This window comes from Pseudomonas sp. 51_B, from assembly GCF_017491595.1.
Lineage (GTDB): Bacteria > Pseudomonadota > Gammaproteobacteria > Pseudomonadales > Pseudomonadaceae > Aquipseudomonas > Aquipseudomonas promysalinigenes.
Window position 1 is genome coordinate 77,129 of record NZ_JAFGYW010000007.1, and the last position, 17,787, is coordinate 94,915.

The 17,787-nt window shown below is 60.7% G+C and carries 13 protein-coding genes; 10 read left to right on the plus strand and 3 right to left on the minus strand.

Translation table 11 applies throughout. The features are described 5' to 3' along the window. Positions 1-6 precede the first annotated feature (6 nt). The 3 genes from glpK to glpD all read left to right on the plus strand — a co-directional run bounded on the left by glpK (position 7) and on the right by glpD (position 4,140). Positions 7-1,506: a glycerol kinase GlpK gene (gene glpK, locus J5M56_RS10795; RefSeq protein ID WP_060477850.1), complete on the plus strand. Its 1,500-nt coding sequence runs from the start codon at positions 7-9 to the stop codon at positions 1,504-1,506. A 99-nt stretch (positions 1,507-1,605) separates the two neighbouring features. Continuing rightward, complete coding sequence (gene glpR / locus J5M56_RS10800; protein ID WP_060477851.1) at positions 1,606-2,361, plus strand: DNA-binding transcriptional repressor GlpR; 756 nt, start codon at positions 1,606-1,608, stop codon at positions 2,359-2,361. A gap of 249 nt (positions 2,362-2,610) precedes the next feature. After that, complete coding sequence (glpD, locus tag J5M56_RS10805) at positions 2,611-4,140, plus strand: glycerol-3-phosphate dehydrogenase (RefSeq protein WP_186477587.1); 1,530 nt, start codon at positions 2,611-2,613, stop codon at positions 4,138-4,140. A 34-nt stretch (positions 4,141-4,174) separates the two neighbouring features. Here glpD and J5M56_RS10810 read toward each other — a convergent pair whose 3' ends face one another. Then, positions 4,175-8,308 carry an NEL-type E3 ubiquitin ligase domain-containing protein gene (locus J5M56_RS10810; RefSeq protein WP_207936813.1) on the minus strand — a complete coding sequence of 1,378 codons (4,134 nt, stop codon included), beginning with the start codon at positions 8,306-8,308 and terminating at the stop codon, positions 4,175-4,177. Between the two features lie 336 nt (positions 8,309-8,644). On the opposite strand from J5M56_RS10810, the gene J5M56_RS10815 reads away from it, so the two are divergent. The 6 genes from J5M56_RS10815 to J5M56_RS10840 all read left to right on the plus strand — a co-directional run bounded on the left by J5M56_RS10815 (position 8,645) and on the right by J5M56_RS10840 (position 15,153). After that, the gene (locus J5M56_RS10815) at positions 8,645-9,562 is read left to right on the plus strand and encodes a glutamate/aspartate ABC transporter substrate-binding protein (protein WP_186477585.1); all 918 of its coding nucleotides are present in this window, start codon (positions 8,645-8,647) and stop codon (positions 9,560-9,562) included. A 142-nt stretch (positions 9,563-9,704) separates the two neighbouring features. Further along, entirely contained in the window at positions 9,705-10,451 is a 747-nt protein-coding gene (locus J5M56_RS10820) for an amino acid ABC transporter permease (RefSeq protein ID WP_060477855.1), read from the plus strand. Further along, positions 10,452-11,123, plus strand: a complete 672-nt coding sequence (locus tag J5M56_RS10825) for an ABC transporter permease subunit (RefSeq protein WP_060477856.1) — start codon at positions 10,452-10,454, stop codon at positions 11,121-11,123. Next, complete coding sequence (locus J5M56_RS10830) at positions 11,120-11,854, plus strand: amino acid ABC transporter ATP-binding protein (RefSeq protein WP_060477857.1); 735 nt, start codon at positions 11,120-11,122, stop codon at positions 11,852-11,854. The genes J5M56_RS10825 and J5M56_RS10830 overlap by 4 nt, the downstream gene beginning before the upstream one ends. A gap of 69 nt (positions 11,855-11,923) precedes the next feature. Beyond that, a complete protein-coding gene (locus J5M56_RS10835) occupies positions 11,924-13,828 on the plus strand; it encodes an ATP-binding protein (protein WP_207936815.1) in 1,905 nt (634 codons plus the stop codon). Then, positions 13,825-15,153, plus strand: a complete 1,329-nt coding sequence (locus tag J5M56_RS10840) for a sigma-54 dependent transcriptional regulator (RefSeq protein WP_186477583.1) — start codon at positions 13,825-13,827, stop codon at positions 15,151-15,153. Before J5M56_RS10835 ends, J5M56_RS10840 begins: the two co-directional genes overlap by 4 nt. 53 nt (positions 15,154-15,206) lie before the next feature. Here the strand turns inward: J5M56_RS10840 and J5M56_RS10845 are convergent, their stop codons facing one another. Continuing rightward, positions 15,207-16,202: an alpha/beta hydrolase gene (locus J5M56_RS10845; RefSeq protein ID WP_207936817.1), complete on the minus strand. Its 996-nt coding sequence runs from the start codon at positions 16,200-16,202 to the stop codon at positions 15,207-15,209. A gap of 197 nt (positions 16,203-16,399) precedes the next feature. On the opposite strand from J5M56_RS10845, the gene metR reads away from it, so the two are divergent. After that, positions 16,400-17,317: a transcriptional regulator MetR gene (gene metR / locus J5M56_RS10850; protein WP_060477861.1), complete on the plus strand. Its 918-nt coding sequence runs from the start codon at positions 16,400-16,402 to the stop codon at positions 17,315-17,317. Here the strand turns inward: metR and J5M56_RS10855 are convergent. Next, positions 17,301-17,714, minus strand: a complete 414-nt coding sequence (locus J5M56_RS10855) for an NUDIX domain-containing protein (RefSeq protein ID WP_060477862.1) — start codon at positions 17,712-17,714, stop codon at positions 17,301-17,303. The two genes, metR and J5M56_RS10855, sit on opposite strands and share 17 nt — an antisense overlap. Between the last annotated feature and the right edge of the window lie 73 nt (positions 17,715-17,787).

Below are 17,787 nucleotides of genomic sequence, written 5' to 3' on the forward strand. Positions count from 1 at the left end.
ACGACCATGACAGACACCCAGGATAAGAACTACATCATCGCCCTGGACCAGGGCACCACCAGCTCGCGAGCCATCATCTTCGACCGCGATGCCAATGTGGTCGGCACCTCGCAGCGCGAATTCGCCCAGCACTATCCACAGGCCGGCTGGGTCGAACATGACCCGATGGAAATTTTCGCAACCCAGAGCGCGACGATGGTCGAAGCCCTGGCGCAGGCCGGTATCAGTCATGCCCAAGTCGCCGCGCTGGGTATCACCAATCAACGCGAAACCACCGTGGTGTGGGACAAGGAAACCGGGCGCCCGGTTTACAACGCCATCGTATGGCAATGCCGGCGCAGCACCGAGATCTGCGCCCAGCTCAAACGCGATGGGCATGAGCAATACATCCGCGAAGCCACCGGGCTGGTGACCGATCCGTACTTTTCCGGCACCAAGCTGAAGTGGATACTCGACAACGTCGAAGGGGTGCGTGAACGCGCCGAGCGCGGCGAACTGCTGTTCGGCACCGTCGATACCTGGCTGATCTGGAAGTTTTCCGGCGGCAAGGTGCATGTCACCGACTACACCAACGCCTCGCGCACCCTGATGTTCAACATCCACACCTTGCAGTGGGATGACAAGCTGCTCGAGATCCTCGGCATTCCCCGTCAGATGCTGCCGCAGGTGCGCCCGTCTTCCGAAGTGTACGGTCATACCAAGAGCGGCATTGCCATTGCCGGGATTGCCGGCGACCAGCAGTCGGCGCTGTTTGGCCAGATGTGCGTAGAGCCCGGCCAGGCCAAGAACACCTATGGCACCGGCTGCTTCCTGCTGATGAATACCGGCGACAAGGCTGTGAAGTCCTCCCACGGCCTGCTCACCACCATCGCCTGCGGCCCACGCGGCGAGGTGGCGTACGCCCTGGAAGGCGCCGTGTTCAACGGTGGCTCCACCGTGCAGTGGCTGCGCGACGAGCTGAAAATCGTCAATGACGCACTGGACACCGAGTACTTCGCCAGTAAGGTCAAGGACAGCAACGGCGTCTATCTGGTACCGGCGTTCACCGGCCTGGGCGCCCCGTATTGGGATCCCTATGCACGCGGCGCGCTGTTTGGGCTCACCCGTGGTGTGAAGGTCGACCACATTATCCGCGCGGCCCTCGAGTCGATCGCCTATCAGACCCGCGATGTTCTCGATGCCATGCAGCAGGATTGCGGTGCACGCTTGTCCGAGCTGCGCGTGGATGGTGGCGCTGTGGCCAACAACTTCCTGATGCAGTTCCAGGCCGATATCCTTGGCACCTGCGTGGAGCGCCCGAAAATGCGCGAAACCACTGCACTGGGCGCGGCCTACCTGGCCGGTTTGGCTTGTGGTTTCTGGAGTGGCTTGGATGAATTGCGTGACAAGGCGATCATCGAGCGCGAATTCAGCCCACAGCTGGACGAGGCGCAGAAAGAGAAGCTGTATGCCGGCTGGAGAAAAGCCGTTGATCGCACACGTGACTGGGAAGATCACGAGGCGTGATGCATCAGGGGCCGCGCTGCGGCCCCGTTGCCTACTGGTCGTAGTCCCCTTCCTACGGCATCATTGCAGAATTTGTCCGGCAGCCCCAAAGGACCGCCCATGAATCTGCCCCCACGCCAACAACAAATCCTCGAACTGGTACGCGACCGCGGGTATGTCAGTATCGAAGAAATGGCGCAGTTGTTCGTCGTCACCCCGCAAACCATCAGGCGCGATATCAATCAGCTGGCCGAGCTCAATCTGCTGCGTCGCTACCACGGCGGTGCCGCTTACGATTCCAGCATCGAGAACACCGCCTATGCCATGCGCGCCGATCAGATGCGCGACGAAAAACAGCGCATCGCCGAGGCCGTGGCCAAGCAGATTCCCGACCATGCTTCGCTGTTCATCAATATTGGTACAACGACCGAATCGATTGCCAGGGCGCTGCTCAACCACAACCACTTGAAGGTCATCACCAATAACCTGCACGTTGCTGCCATTCTCGCCGCCAAGGATGACTTCGAAGTGTTGGTAGCTGGCGGCACGGTACGCCGAGATGGCGGCGTGGTCGGCCAGGCCAGCGTGGATTTCATCAACCAGTTCAAGGTGGATTTTGCCTTGGTTGGTATCAGCGGCATCGATGAAGACGGCAGCCTGCTCGATTTCGATTACCAGGAAGTGCGGGTATCGCAGGCCATCATTGCCAATGCTCGCCAGGTGATTCTGGCTGCCGACTCAAGCAAGTTCGGGCGCAACGCCATGGTACGGTTGGGTTCGATCAGCCTGGTCGATTGCCTGGTGACCGACCAGACGCCCGCGCCGGGGCTCGCACAGCTGTTGAACCAGAATAAGATCCGGCTAGAGGTGGTTTGAAGGCTGGCATGTGCTTGCCTTGAATCTGCCTGCCGTCAATGGGATCGGGCGCTGCACGGGTGATGCTCGATCCCACTGATGTGCTCACTCACACCGCCCCCTGAAATTTTCGTAAATGTTCATTTTCTTGTCATCTGATCAGTTTTTTCTATAGAGACTGACTGGCGACGGTCATCCTTTTGCGCTAGCATTTTCGGAAACGAACATATATGTTCATATTCGATATGAACAGCCTCAGGAGGCCTTGCCGTGTCCCAGCCCGTTTCGTCCCAGCCATCACTTGCCGACTGCTACGACCTCGCCGTGATTGGCGGTGGCATCAATGGTGTGGGCATCGCTGCCGACGCCGCAGGTCGCGGCCTGAAAGTCATGCTGTGCGAAAAGGATGACCTGGCCCAACATACATCGTCGGCCAGTAGCAAACTCATCCATGGTGGCCTGCGCTACCTTGAGCATTACGAATTCCGCCTGGTGCGCGAAGCGCTGGCCGAACGTGAAGTGCTGCTGGCCAAAGCCCCGCATATCGTCAAACCGATGCGCTTCGTGCTGCCCCATCGCCCTCATCTGCGCCCTGCATGGATGATCCGTGCCGGCCTGTTTCTGTACGACAACTTGGGCAAGCGCAAGCGTCTTGGTGCCTCGCGCAGCCTGCGCTTCGGCCCTGGCTACCCACTGAAGCCGGCGATCACCCGCGGCTTCGAATACGCCGATTGCGCTGTGGATGATGCCCGCCTGGTAGTCCTCAACGCCATGGCCGCCCGCGAACACGGTGCGCACATTCTTACCCATACCCGCTGCCTGCGTGCAGAGCGCGTGAATGGTTTATGGCAGGTGGAGCTGCAGCACGCCGATGGCAGCCTGCAAACCATACGCGCCCGTGCCCTGGTCAATGCGGCCGGCCCGTGGGTTGCCAGCTTCATCAAGGACGATCTTAAGCTCGATGCGCCATATGGCATCCGTTTGATCCAGGGCAGCCATGTCATCGTGCCGCGGCTTTATGAAGGCGAACATGCCTACATTTTGCAGAACGAGGACCAGCGCATCGTCTTCTGTATCCCCTACCTGGACCGCTTCACCTTGATTGGTACTACCGATCGCGAATACAGCGGGGATCCGGCCAAGGTAGCGATCACCGAGCAAGAGACCGATTACATCCTTAAGGTAGTGAACGCCCATTTCAATCATCAGCTAAGCCGTAGCGACATCCTGCACACCTATTCCGGTGTACGCCCGCTGTGCAACGACGAATCCGATAATCCTTCGGCAGTCACAAGGGACTACACCCTGGCGCTGTCCGCCGGTGACGGCCAGGCGCCTCTGCTTTCGGTGTTCGGCGGCAAGCTGACAACCTATCGCAAGCTCGCCGAGTCGGCCATGGCCGAGCTCAAACCGTTCTTCAGCCAGATGCGCGGCAGCTGGACCGCCACCGCGCCGCTGCCAGGTGGCGAGGGCATGGCCAGCGTGCAGGGGCTGGTGGATGAACTGCAGGCACGCAACGGCTGGGTGCCGGTCGAGATCGCCAAGCGTTGGGCGCAGACCTACGGTAGCCGTGTGTGGCAGTTGCTCGAGGGCGTAAATGGCCCCGACGACCTGGGCCAGGCGATTGGCGCAGGGCTGTTCACGCGGGAAGTCGACTACCTGCGCAGCGAGGAGTGGGCGGTCAGCGCCGACGATATCCTGTGGCGGCGGACCAAGCTTGGTTTGTTCACCAATGAAGACGAACAGCGCGCTTTGGCGGCCTACCTGGCGCAAGGCGCTGCTCGCAGTCACGCAGCCTGAAGCACAATGGGCGACCTCAAGGGTCGCCCATTTCTCAGGCTTCGCGCCCGTAGGCATCGCGTGCCAGCTCCAGGTAAAGCGCACGCTCATCGGCGTTGAGTCGGCGCATCAGCTCATCGGCGCGGGTCAAATAAACCTGCTCACCGGTGGAATCGGCTTCGCTTTCATAGGCCGCCAGCCGCTCATGGTAAGGCGCGGCCAGTGCTTCGAAACGCTCAGGGTAACGGTTACGGACATAGCTTTGCCAAAACTCCCGCTCCGCCAGTGAAGCACTGAGCACCTCGATGTTTTCACCCTCGAGAACTTCTGTTCCTGCCCTGAGGATGTCTGCGCCAGTCAGGCCGCTGTAGTCCGCGTAGTGCATGTTCAGAGGTTGCCCTGGCAAGTCGAGCCTGCCGGCCAAATTGATCCGATAAGCCAGGTAAACCTCTACATCGTCTACCAGGGCATAGGGATTTTGCTCCACAAACTGGATATGCCTGGCGGCGATGCGGTCTATTTGGTCCAGGCGGTATAACGAGCGACCTAAACGCAACAAAGTCGCTTCATCCTGTGCTCGCCCCTCCCCTGCCCCACTCAGCGCGATTATTCCCCGGATCTCAATCTGACTCAGCAGAAATAGCAATTGATCCTCACAGCTGCGGGGGCCAGCGGCTTGCCAGAAAATTGCTTCCCGAACATCAGTGTTTTCGGCGCACAACTCGAGTACCCGCCATACTCTTGCCCGGTAGTAACGCGGGTGGCGCCGAAAATCATCTGAGGCCGCAAAGTCAGCCAGGAAACGAAACAGGTCCGTCGATTGTGGCTCTTGCTGCAAGCGCTCCCAGACATCGGTTCGATGCAGCCGAGCCGATTGGGAGCCCTCTCCTAGCCACTGATTCAGACATTTCGAATCGGCATCAGCATGTTGATATGACCCACGCCGTGACGCTGTCGGGGTTTGCTCGCTCAGGCTCTCGAGCAACGATTCGCTCACCGGCTCCAAAGGGTTGTCATGCAGTGCTAGACGATGTAACCGCGCTTGCAGGTTGGCCACATGACCCGTCACCTGGCGAATCTGGTTTTCCCGAAGATCGGTCAGGCCACGCCAGGGTAATTCGCGTGCACTGGGTATTGTTTGCAGCCCTGTCGCTCGGAGTGAAAGCACCCGCACGTGCTGCAGACGGGAAAGATCGGGCACGTTCCCCAAGGGATTTGCGCTCAGATCCAGTTCGCGTAGCATTGAGAGCATGGCCAGGCGACTGACCCCAGACGCATCCAAGGTCAGTCGATTGCCTGCCAGGTTAAGGGTTCTTAACGAGGTCAGGCGCTCGAGCCCGGCAGGCAGGCTGGTGAGCCGATTATCTTGCAGCCTAAGCTCGCGCAAGCCACTGAAACGGCGCAAAAAATCTTCGTCGATGTGCGCAAGGTCCATGTCCCGCAACGTCAATTGCCTGATGTGTCCAAAATCGATGCCGGCTGGAAGAACAGGTAGGCTGCCTACCCGTTCGCCCTCGATGTGCAGGATGTAATCGTCATCGGAGGCCCCGACAGACTTGCGCCTCCAAGCGCGCCGAATCTGGGTGACGACACGTCGCCGGCGGACCCCGTCGAGAAAACTCACGCGTTGACGCTGCCAAGCCTCAAGCGCCGCGCGCAGGTTGGCCAGATGTTGCTGAAGCTGGCCAAGGTGCTCCCACAGACCGATATGGTGTACCACGAGGCCTTCGAGGTAGTCGTCCAACAGGGCCTCGCTCAGCGTAGGAAAGACGCCATGGATACCGCGCCGCAGCGCTTGCCGGCTGCTTTCTGCGCGTCCGCTCAAGGGGTAGCCGACCCGCCCATTGGCTAAGCGCCGCGGTGGCCGCCAGCGACCGCCGATGGGCTGCATACCTAACAATTGCGCAGCCTTGCGCCGATCGCTGGCGGCCTGCACAGCCAGTTTTTCAGCAAGGGTTTCGGCACTCAGCGGCTGGTTGTCGCCGATAAGGCCTTTTTGGGCAGCATCCAGCGTCTGCAGCAGGCACGCCCATAGCCGCTGTTCGATCGAGGGCTCGGGCGCCCCTAGCAGCCGGTAACCTTGAGCGGTCTGAATCACGGTCAGCACCTCAGTGGCTTGAGGATGCCCGCGCGACGCGATGAGCCGGCCCGACACCTCGCCTAAGCGAAGCTCGATACGCCTGGCTGCCGGCCATGGGGCCAACTCATCGATCATGCCAATAGCCAGGCGCTGGGTGTCGGCATTGACCCCGGATTCATGCTCGAAACCTATAAAGGCACGGTCTAAGCGGCTGTCATGCAGCATCCAGCGCGCGTGCTCGGCCATCGCTAAAGGCACCCGGCCACTGTCGAGCAGCGCTTTGAGCTGCGTCCCGCTAGCGTTGGCCAGTACTTCTTCTGCCGACCGTACCGACAGCCCCGGGAACGACCTGAGGAGCATGCCAGCGGCGGGCGACGCTTCACCCTGTTGAGTAGTGAGATCCCGATCGAATGCGCTCCCGCGCAGCTGGGGGGATCGCTCGTGAAGCAGCCAGCGATCAAAGGCATCGTTCAATCGCGCCGGAACTGGCGCCGACTCAAGGTGCAGTTGGCGCAACTGTTCAGGTGTCAGCCCGATGACTCGAAGCAACGCATCGGCCATGGCATCAGGCACAGTGGCGAAGTTTCCGCCAAACTGACGCAGCAGCGGGCCGTTACCGTCCAGGTAATGAGCCGTTTCAGGCGCATGGGCCAGCCTCATCCGGCCATCGCCCTCATGCACAGGCGTCAACCCATCAACGAACGGAACGCGCGGCAGCAAGCGCCCGATACCCGCCTGAGCTGCGCCCAGAGCAGCGCCAGTCGCCAGGCCCTGCGCAACATTGAAAAGATGCTGCAGTGCCCCCTGACGGTCGCCCAATTGCCAGTCTTCGTAACCTTTGTATACCTCGCTGGCAACCCCCAGTGCGGCCACTGCAAACATCACCTGGCCCAGCACAGGAATGAACAGGGCCGCCAGGTTAAGCATCTCCAGCCCCGCGCCCAACGCAGCCTGGATGCGCTGGTCACGTTCGAGCTGGGTTTCATCGTCCGTGGGTACTGCTAGGACTCTTGCATCGTCGAGTAGCTTGTCGACTTGCAAGGTGCGCAAGTGGACGAACAGTGCTGAATCCACGGCGAAGTTGCGACCGTCGAGCTCAGCGGGCACCTGAGCACTGCTGGCCTCGATCAACGGCAGTAATGTGGAGATGAATGCCGGGCGGTCACGCTCGCTGATAAAACGCCCAAAGAAGGATCGATAGAACGCTGAACGCAGGCGTTTGGCAAATGCCCTGTACAGCGCCTCCCAGGAGTTATAGCGTGCCAGAGGTAAATACGGATCCTGAGGCACCCAAACAATAATCCCATCCAGCGGCCCTTGCGCGCTGTGGCGCATCTCCAGCGTCACCACGCCGCACAGGCGCTTGCCAAGCAGAAATAACTGGCGGGGTGTAGCAAGGCCCTGGACTGCCGGGCCCCGCGGGGCGCCCGCTACCACCGGCAACAGACGCAGATAATCCTCGTCGAGCAACTCGCCTTTGATCCTGGCCATTCGCACAGCGACCTCCATCTGCGTGCGAAGGTTTTCCTCAAGCACTTGCTGCACGGCTTTATGGGCGTAGTCCGAGGGCGCTGGGGGACGGCTTTTGGGAAACAGGTGCTTGCGCAGCACCGCTTGATATTCCCCGCCCAGGTCCAACTTACGGCAACAGCGCGCGAACGCCTCGAAACTCAGGGGTAATTTGTTACCGTCTAAGTCTCTTAAATGAGCTTTTCGATTCAATGCCGGATGCGTTTCAGACTCATGAAAGTTGTGCAAAGCAGCCGCCAGTAAGGATTGCCTGGAGCGTATCGTCTGCACAGGCGTGAATAGGCGAGGAGACACACTTGGAAGCTCTACATCCTCCTGCACATGTACGTTGCTGCCACGCACGTCCACCGTTGAAAGGCCCTGTGCGTGCAGCGCTTGCTCCAGTCGCGCAGCGGCGAATACTTCCAGGCTCGGGATGCCCTCAAGCCGGTTTTTCACTGCTTGTGCTGCAGCCTGTTGATTGCGCAAAGCTTGATGAAAGCCCTGGAGCAGGTCTTCATCGACACCTTTGAGCCACTTAGGCAATTGCTGGCCAATCAATGCGTCGACAGAGTCAGGAGTCATCAGAGAGTCAGGCATGGGCGCGGTTCCTGGGAAAGTGAATGCGTACTCAACCTGCCTGAGAGCTGCGTCTGGGCCTAATTAATGCTGGCGCAGATGAAGCCGGAACACTTCATACGGATAACCGAACAGCAACAGGCATGTCGTTCGGATTGCCGAACTCGCTATGTTAGGTTGATGCCCTGTTAAAACGGCCAGACGCCGAATATTCAAGGGGTTATGATCGACGCCAGAGCTTGGCACGACTCATGCTCTATACTTGGAGCCGAATGCACACGCTTGATGTTGTATTCGTTGAACGAAAGAGTCCGCCAACGGCTCCATAAAAAAAACAAACACGTCGAGGAAAATTTGATGCGTATCGTTCGTCAATTGCTGGGCGCCGCCATCGCGGCCGCTGTGATCGCTTCGCCGGCCATGGCCGATGAGCTGACCGGCACCCTGAAGAAGATCAAGGATTCGGGCACCATTACACTGGGCCACCGCGACTCCTCCATCCCGTTTTCCTACCTGGCCGGCAAGCCCGAGCCTGTGGGTTATTCCCATGACATCCAACTGGCCGTCGTCGATGCCCTGAAAAAGCAACTGGGCACCGACATCAAGGTCAAGTACAACCTGGTCACCTCCCAGACCCGCATCCCGCTGGTGCAGAACGGCACCGTCGACCTGGAGTGCGGCTCCACCACCAATAACGTCGAACGTCAGCAGCAAGTCGGCTTCTCGGTCGGTATCTTCGAGGTCGGTACCCGCCTGTTGACCAAGGTCAAGGACGGTCAGCCTGCTTACAAAGACTTTGGGGACCTGAAAGAGAAGAACGTGGTGACCACCGCGGGTACTACCTCCGAGCGCATTCTCAAAGCGATGAATGCCGACAAGCAAATGAAGATGAACGTGATCTCCGCCAAGGACCACGGTGAAGCCTTCAACATGCTCGAAAGCGGCCGCGCCGTGGCCTTCATGATGGACGACGCCCTGCTCGCCGGTGAAATGGCCAAGGCTCGCAAGCCGTCGGACTGGGTTATCACCGGTACTCCCCAGTCGTATGAAATCTACGGCTGCATGGTGCGCAAGGATGACCCAGCGTTCAAGAAAGCTGTCGATGACGCCATCATTGCCTACTTCAAGTCGGGCGAAGTCAACAAGAGCTACGACAAGTGGTTCCAGCAGCCAATTCCGCCAAAAGGCCTGAACCTGCAGTTCCCGATGAGCGACGAACTGAAAAAACTGATCGCCGAGCCTACCGATAAAGCTGCGGACGAGAAGAAGTCCTGATCCTCAGCGCGTGGCCTGGTGCGCAAGCACAGGTTTCAACTCTGCAGGCTGCGCAATAGTGACTAACCTTTCATCCGAGGGCGCCCACCGCCCTCGGATGCTCGAAGGTGCCCGTGAAACAATCGTCTGAGGGGAAATCCCGATGAATTACAACTGGGACTGGGGCGTGTTCTTCAAGTCCACCGGCGTGGGCAGCGAAACCTATCTGGACTGGTACATCACCGGCCTAGGCTGGACCATCGCCATCGCCATCTCCGCCTGGATCATCGCATTGCTGCTGGGCTCGGTACTGGGCGTGATGCGCACCGTGCCCAATCGCCTGGTCTCGGGTATTGCCACCGCTTATGTGGAACTGTTCCGCAATGTGCCGCTGCTGGTGCAGCTGTTCATCTGGTACTTCCTGGTACCGGACCTGCTACCGGAAGGCCTGCAGGAGTGGTTCAAGCAAGACCTCAACCCGACCACCTCGGCACTGATCAGTGTGGTCATCTGCCTTGGCTTGTTCACCGCCGCTCGAGTTTGCGAGCAGGTGCGCACCGGCATCCAGGCCCTGCCCCGTGGCCAGGAATCCGCAGCCCGCGCCATGGGCTTCAGCCTGCCACAGATCTACACCAATGTGCTGCTGCCACAGGCGTTCCGGATCATCATCCCGCCGCTCACCTCTGAATTCCTGAACGTGTTCAAGAACTCTTCGGTAGCCTCGCTGATCGGCCTGATGGAGCTGCTGGCGCAGACCAAGCAGACCGCCGAATTTTCGGCCAACCTGTTCGAGGCCTTCACCCTGGCCACCCTTATCTACTTCACCCTGAACATGGGCTTGATGCTGCTGATGCGCCTGGTCGAGAAGAAAGTTGCCGTGCCTGGCCTGATCTCCGTGGGGGGCAAGTAAATGGAAATGGACTTCAGCGAAATCATCCCGGCCCTGCCTGCTTTGTGGGATGGCATGGTCATGACGCTACAACTGATGGTCATGGGCGTTATTGGCGGCATCGTGCTGGGCACCATCCTGGCACTGATGCGCCTGTCATCGAGCAAGCTGCTGTCACGCCTGGCAGGCGCCTACGTCAACTACTTCCGCTCGATCCCACTGCTGCTGGTCATTACCTGGTTCTATCTGGCGGTGCCGTTCGTACTGCGCTGGATCACCGGGCAGGACACCCCGGTAGGTGCCTTCACGTCCTGCGTGGTGGCGTTCATGATGTTCGAGGCCGCTTACTTCTGCGAAATCGTCCGTGCTGGCGTGCAGTCGATCTCCAAGGGGCAGATGGGTGCCGCCCAGGCCCTGGGCATGACCTACGGCCAGACCATGCGCCTGATCATCCTGCCCCAGGCCTTTCGCAAGATGACCCCACTGCTGTTGCAGCAGAGCATCATCCTGTTCCAGGACACCTCTTTGGTCTACACCGTGGGCCTGGTGGACTTCCTCAACTCGGCACGCTCCAACGGCGACATCATCGGGCGCTCCCATGAGTTCCTGATCTTCGCTGGGGTCGTGTACTTCGTCATCAGCTTCTCCGCTTCGTGGCTGGTCAAGCGCCTGCAAAAAAGGATCACCGTATGATTTCCATCAAGAACGTCAACAAGTGGTACGGCGACTTCCAGGTGCTGACCGACTGCAGCACCGAGGTCAAGAAAGGTGAAGTCGTGGTTGTTTGCGGCCCATCGGGCTCGGGCAAGTCGACCCTCATCAAGTGCGTGAACGCCCTGGAACCGTTCCAGAAGGGTGACATCGTGGTCGACGGCACCTCGATCGCCGATTCCAAGACCAACCTGCCCAAGCTGCGCTCGCGGGTCGGCATGGTGTTCCAGCACTTCGAACTGTTCCCGCATCTGACCATCACCGAAAACCTGACCATCGCCCAACGCAAGGTGCTCGGCCGCAGTGAAGCAGAAGCGACCAAGAAGGGCCTGGCGCTGCTCGAGCGCGTAGGCCTCAGTGCCCATGCCAAGAAACACCCCGGCCAGTTGTCCGGTGGCCAGCAGCAGCGTGTGGCGATCGCCCGTGCACTGTCGATGGACCCAATCGTCATGCTGTTCGACGAACCGACCTCGGCGCTGGACCCAGAGATGGTCAACGAAGTGCTGGATGTGATGGTGGAACTGGCTAACGAAGGCATGACCATGATGTGCGTGACCCACGAAATGGGCTTCGCTCGCAAGGTGGCCAATCGGGTGATCTTCATGGACAAGGGGCACATCATCGAGGACTGCCAGAAGGAAGACTTCTTCGGCAACCCAACCGCCCGCCACGAACGTACTCAGCACTTCCTCAGCAAGATCCTGCAACACTGATTCGGCAACGACAGCACCGCTGCCCGGGCGCGCCCGGCAGCGGATGCTGGCCGTGACAGGGCCACTGTGATGAAATGCGACCCCTCGCTTCTTTCGCCTGCCAAGCCCGCCGTGAAATCCCGCCTGATTCGCCAACTGCTACTGCCCCCCCTGATCATTCTGCTGATGGTCGGCCTGGGCATGGCCGGTTTCATGATCAGCGAGAGCAACGGCATACGCACCCTCATCGATAACGGCGAGCGCGCCCTGGAACTGCACGCGCGCACGGTCGAGAGCGAAATCAGCAAATACACGTACCTGCCAAGCTTGCTAGAGCTCGAAGACAGCGTCTCGCAACTGCTCACCGACCCCGATGGGGCCAACCGGCAGACCGTCAACGAATACCTCGAGGGCCTCAACCGGCGCAGCCGCAGCCGGGTGATCTTCGTACTCGATACCACCGGCCGGGTCCAGGCCAGCAGCAACTGGCGTGATGCCGACTCGTTCCTGGGTGAAGACTTGTCGTTCCGGGCCTATTTCCAGAATGCGGTGCGCGGCGAGCCAGGCCGCTTCTACGGTATCGGCAGCACCACAGGCGAGGCTGGCTATTACCTTGCCCATGGCCTTGAGGAGCACGGCAAGATCATTGGCGTAGCCGTGATCAAAGTACGCCTGGATACCCTGGAAGAGCGTTGGCAACGCGCGCGCCTGGAGGCCTTCGTCAGCGACGAGAATGGCATCATCATTCTTTCCAGCGACCCGGCGCGGCGCTTGAAGTCGGTGCGCCCGCTCTCCCCTCAGACCAAAGAGCGGCTGGCGCGCAGCCTACAATACTATTGGTGGCCATTGAACGAACTGCAGCCCCTGGCGCGCGAAACCCTGGCCGATGGCGTGGAGAAACTGACCTTCCCGGCCAATGCTGAAACCGCCCAAGGCAAACCCCATGAGGTGAGCTACCTGGCCCAGACTCGCCGCCTGGCTGATACGCCCTGGCAGTTCACCCTGCTCACGCCATTGCAGGATCTGCGCCGCGAATCCATGGTGCAAGGGGTGCTGGTCGGCGTCGCCTTTGCCCTGCTGACCATTCTTGCTATCGCTTGGAACGAACGGCGCAAGGTGATTGCCACGCGCCTGGCGGCGCGCGAAGCTCTGCAGGAAGCCAACAGCCAGCTGGAACGACGGATTACCGAACGCACCGCTGACCTGCGCGCCAGCAACGAGCGGCTCAAGGGCCAGATCCGCGAACGCCGGCATGCCGAACAGACCCTGCGCCATGCCCAGGATGAGCTGGTGCAAGCCGGCAAGCTGGCCGCCATCGGGCAAATGTCCACCAGCATCGCCCATGAGCTGAACCAACCATTAGCAGCCCTGCGTACGTTGTCCGGCAACACGGTGCGTTTTCTCGAACGCGGGGCGCTGGATACCGCCAGCACCAATCTGCGCACCATGAACGAACTTATCGACCGCATGGGCCGCATCACCGCCAGCCTGCGCTCGTTCGCCCGGCGCGGCGACGACAGCGGCCAGGCATCGTTGGCCAAGGCCGTAGAAGCATCCCTGCAAGTGCTGCACAACCGTATTGCCGGGTGCCAGTTGCAGCTGCACAACCATTTCGAAGACCATCAACTGGCTATCGATCAGACGCGCCTGGAACAGATCCTGGTCAACCTGATCGGCAATGCTCTCGATGCCATGGCCAGCCAGCCCCAGCCAGAGCTTTGGCTCGAAGGGGAGCTTTTCGGCGAAAAATACCGCCTTCGCGTGCGGGATAATGGCCACGGTATCGATGCCGAAACCCGCAAGCACCTGTTCGAACCTTTCTTCACCACCAAACCGGGCGAGCATGGCCTGGGCCTGGGGTTGACTCTGTCGGCGAGCCTTGCCGCCGCCGCCAAGGGCAGCCTCAACGTCGAGCATCCCGCCACGGGCGGCACCGCTTTCGTCCTCGCCCTCCCCCTGGCCACCCCCCCTAGCGAAACGGCAGAACAACCATGAACCCAGCGCCCCTTACCGTTCTGATCGTCGAAGACGACCCGCATGTGCTGCTCGGCTGCCAGCAGGCATTGGCCCTGGAGGACATCGCCTGTGAGGGTGTCGGCAGTGCCGAACAGGCCTTGGAGCGCATCGGCGATGATTTTGCCGGCATCGTCGTCAGCGATATCCGCCTGCCTGGCATCGATGGCCTTGAACTGCTCAACCGCCTCAAGGCCCGCGATCGCAGCCTGCCGGTCGTACTGATCACCGGCCACGGAGACATCGACATGGCGGTCGGCGCCATGCGCAATGGTGCTTACGACTTCATGGAAAAGCCCTTCTCGCCCGAGCGCCTGGTCGATGTGGTGCGTCGGGCGCTGGAGCAGCGCGGGCTGTCCCGCGAAGTGGTGGCGCTGCGTCGACAGCTGGCCGAGCAGAGTAGCCTGGAGGGCCGCATCATCGGTCGCTCGCCAGCCATGGAGCAGCTGCGCGAACTGATCGCCAATGTCGCCGATACCTCGGCCAATGTGTTGATCGAGGGCGAAACGGGCACCGGCAAGGAATTGGTCGCCCGTTGCCTGCATGATTTTAGCCGGCGCCAAGGCAAGCCATTCGTGGCACTCAATTGCGGTGGTCTGCCAGAAAACCTGTTCGAGAGCGAGATCTTCGGCCACGAGGCCAACGCATTCACTGGCGCCGGCAAGCGCCGCATCGGCAAGATCGAACACGCCAATGGCGGCACGTTGTTCCTGGACGAAGTGGAAAGCATGCCGATCAACCTGCAGATCAAGTTGTTGCGCGTGCTGCAGGAGCGCACCTTGGAGCGCCTGGGTTCGAACCAGAGCATCGCGGTGGATTGCCGGGTCATTGCAGCCACCAAGTCCGACCTCGACGCGCTGGGACAGGCCGGTCAGTTCCGCAGCGACCTGTATTACCGCCTGAACGTGGTCACCCTGGAGCTGCCGCCGCTACGCGAGCGCCGGGAGGACATTCTGCAACTGTTCGAACACTTCCTGCTGCAATCGGCGCTGCGCTTCGACCGCGAGGCACCGGCGCTGGACAGCCAGACCCTGTCGCGCCTGATGGCCCACGACTGGCCCGGTAACGTACGCGAACTGCGCAATGTGGCAGAGCGCTATGCCTTGGGCCTGCCCGCTTTCAAGAAGGGGCCCGCTGGGGGGGCCAGCCAGGGGCTTGGGTTTGCAGAGGCGGTCGAAGCGTTCGAGCGTAACCTGCTCAGCGATGCCTTGCAGCGCACCGGGGGCAACCTCAGCCAGGCCAGCCAGGAGCTGGGGATGGCCAAGACGACCTTGTTCGACAAGGTCAAGAAGTACGGGCTTGGATGATGCGCCAGCGTCGCCTGATTCGCCGGTTGCCCCGCGAAACGGGCAACACCGATTCAAAGCCCGGCGATATGGGTGAAATCCTGGCGCTGCGCTTGCAGATACGGTAATACCGCCGCCAGCAAGGGTGCTTTGAACGGCTCCTGAAAGCGGTGCGCAAGCCCAGGAATCAAGCGCAATTGGCTGCCCTGGATATGCGCCGCCAGATGCACCCCATGCATTACCGGCAACAGCGGGTCGGCGGTGCCATGTACCACCAGCGTGGGCACCCGTAGCCCTTCGAGCAACCGCACTCGGCTAGGTTCTGCCAAGATCGCCATGATCTGTCGCTGGGCCCCTTCAGGGTTGAACGCCCGGTCATACGCCACCGCCGCCTGCTGCAACAGCGCCGCTCGATCATCCTGCACCTGTGGGCTGCCCAATGCCGCTAACAGGTCGGCCTGCTGCTCGATCGCCACCTGGCGATTCGGTGCGCTGCGCCGCGCCAGCAACTGAACCAATGCCGGGCTGGGTTCGGGCAGCCCAGCGGCACCAGAGCTGGACATCACCAGCGTCAGGCTACGTACCCGCTCAGGGGCCATGGCAGCCATGTGTTGGGCGATCATCCCACCCATGCTCACACCCAGCACATGAAAACGGCCAATGCCCAGTGATTCCATCAGTTGCAGGCCATCGTTGGCCATGTCGGTCAGGCTGTAGGGCGCTGCGACCGCAAGGCCCAGCTTGTAACGCAACAGCTCCCACGTCAGGTTGGCCGAAGGCGGCAGTTGGTTCCAGCGTGACAGGCCAGCATCGCGATTGTCGTAGCGAATGACCCGAAAACCTTGGCGGCACAGCGCTTGGACGACGTCGTCGGGCCAGTGGATTAGTTGCCCGCCCAGGCCCATGACCAGCAGCAAGGCAGGGTCACGCGGGGCCCCGACACTTTGATACACCAGGCTCAGCTCGCCGATTTCGGCACGTTGAACTGGCACATGAGTGTCGCAGCGGCTGTCGGCAATGCTTGACGAGGCGGTGAACAGTAGAAAAACAAAGAGCAGAAAAGCCCGCATGAATGAATTACCAGATTGCAGATCCCCAGTAGACCGCGAGTCTGATGAATTTAAATGCGGTGTGCTGCCACAGTTCAGTGACAATTTGATGAACCCTGCTCAGTGGTGCGGCACGGCGCCCAGTCGACAGGCCAGGGCAACATGAGCGAAACTCAACTTATCGCCCATTTGCTCAAATTATTTTCTTGGAGTCAGCCGTGCTGGAAATCCGCCACCTGAAAACCCTGCATGCCCTGCGCGAAGCTGACAGCCTGGTGGAGGCCGCCGAGCGCCTGCACCTGACACAATCGGCGCTGTCCCACCAGTTCAAGGAGTTGGAAGAACGCCTTGGCCTGCCGCTGTTCGTGCGCAAGACCAAGCCGATCCGCTTCACCAGTGCCGGCCTACGCTTGCTGCAACTGGCCGATGCCACGCTACCGCTCCTGCGCGGCGCCGAGCGTGACATAGCCCGGCTGGCGGGCGGCACGGCGGGGCGCCTGCACATGGCCATCGAATGCCACAGCTGCTTTCAGTGGCTGATGCCAACCATCGATCAGTTCCGCGACGCCTGGCCGGAAGTGGAGCTGGACCTGGCCTCTGGCTTCTCTTTCGCCCCGCTACCAGCACTGGCTCGGGGTGACCTCGACCTGGTGGTGACCTCCGACCCCCTGGACTTGGCCGGTATCACCTACGTGCCGCTGTTCACCTACGAGGCCATGCTTGCAGTGGCCAACCAGCACCCCTTGGCCAACAAGCCATACATCGTGCCTCAGGACCTGCTCGACCAGACCCTGATTACCTACCCGGTGGAGCGTGACCGTCTGGACATCTTCACCCGCTTTCTGGAACCGGCCGACATCGAGCCGGCCGCAGTTCGCACCTCGGAACTGACGGTGATGATGATGCAGTTGGTAGCCAGCGGCCGGGGCGTCTGCGGTATGCCGCATTGGGCGCTGCACGAATACAGCTCGCGGGGCTATGTGAAAGGTAAACGCCTTGGCGAGAAAGGGCTGTTCGCCACGCTGTACGCGGCGGTACGCACCGACATGCTCGATGCGCCTTACATGCGTGACTTTCTGCTCACCGCCAAGGACACCTCGTTCGCCACCCTGGACGGGGTCAGTGCGGTACGCTGACGGCCTGGCGGTACAAGGGCAGTATCAGGTCGCGGGTCAGCGGCGCAAGCGTCAGGTTTGCAGCCTGATCGGCGGCCAGCCATAGCACTTCTTCGATTTCTGCGGCCGGGGCTACGGCCTCGGCACTGTCAACGCGAAACAGTTCGGCCTGCACCTGGTACCCCGGCTCGTTGGCAGCAGGGGCGCTGAACTGCCCCAAGTGGACCGCCTGCTCCGGCTCGATGTGCAGCCCCAGCTCTTCGTGTAGCTCGCGCACCAACGCCTGTACCGCCGACTCACCCGCGTCGATCTTGCCACCCGGTTGCATGAAGGCCTGCGTGCCGCGCTTGCGCACCAGCAGGGTTCGGCCTTGCGGGTCGATAAGCAGGGCAGCGGCGATGCGGATGATGTTGGGCATTCGGGGAGCTCGTTGAAAAACCCACAGTCTACAGAACATCAACGACAAATGGCCCCTTGCCAAGCGGGCATTG

Coding starts and splice junctions, on each gene's coding strand:
- glpK (WP_060477850.1), top strand. CDS start 7: ATGACAGACACCCAGGATAAGAACTACATCATCGCCCTGGACCAGGGC.
- glpR (WP_060477851.1), top strand. CDS start 1,606: ATGAATCTGCCCCCACGCCAACAACAAATCCTCGAACTGGTACGCGAC.
- J5M56_RS10810 (WP_207936813.1), bottom strand. CDS start 8,308: ATGCCTGACTCTCTGATGACTCCTGACTCTGTCGACGCATTGATTGGC.
- J5M56_RS10815 (WP_186477585.1), top strand. CDS start 8,645: ATGCGTATCGTTCGTCAATTGCTGGGCGCCGCCATCGCGGCCGCTGTG.
- J5M56_RS10820 (WP_060477855.1), top strand. CDS start 9,705: ATGAATTACAACTGGGACTGGGGCGTGTTCTTCAAGTCCACCGGCGTG.
- J5M56_RS10825 (WP_060477856.1), top strand. CDS start 10,452: ATGGAAATGGACTTCAGCGAAATCATCCCGGCCCTGCCTGCTTTGTGG.
- J5M56_RS10830 (WP_060477857.1), top strand. CDS start 11,120: ATGATTTCCATCAAGAACGTCAACAAGTGGTACGGCGACTTCCAGGTG.
- J5M56_RS10835 (WP_207936815.1), top strand. CDS start 11,924: ATGAAATGCGACCCCTCGCTTCTTTCGCCTGCCAAGCCCGCCGTGAAA.
- J5M56_RS10840 (WP_186477583.1), top strand. CDS start 13,825: ATGAACCCAGCGCCCCTTACCGTTCTGATCGTCGAAGACGACCCGCAT.
- J5M56_RS10845 (WP_207936817.1), bottom strand. CDS start 16,202: ATGCGGGCTTTTCTGCTCTTTGTTTTTCTACTGTTCACCGCCTCGTCA.
- J5M56_RS10855 (WP_060477862.1), bottom strand. CDS start 17,714: ATGCCCAACATCATCCGCATCGCCGCTGCCCTGCTTATCGACCCGCAA.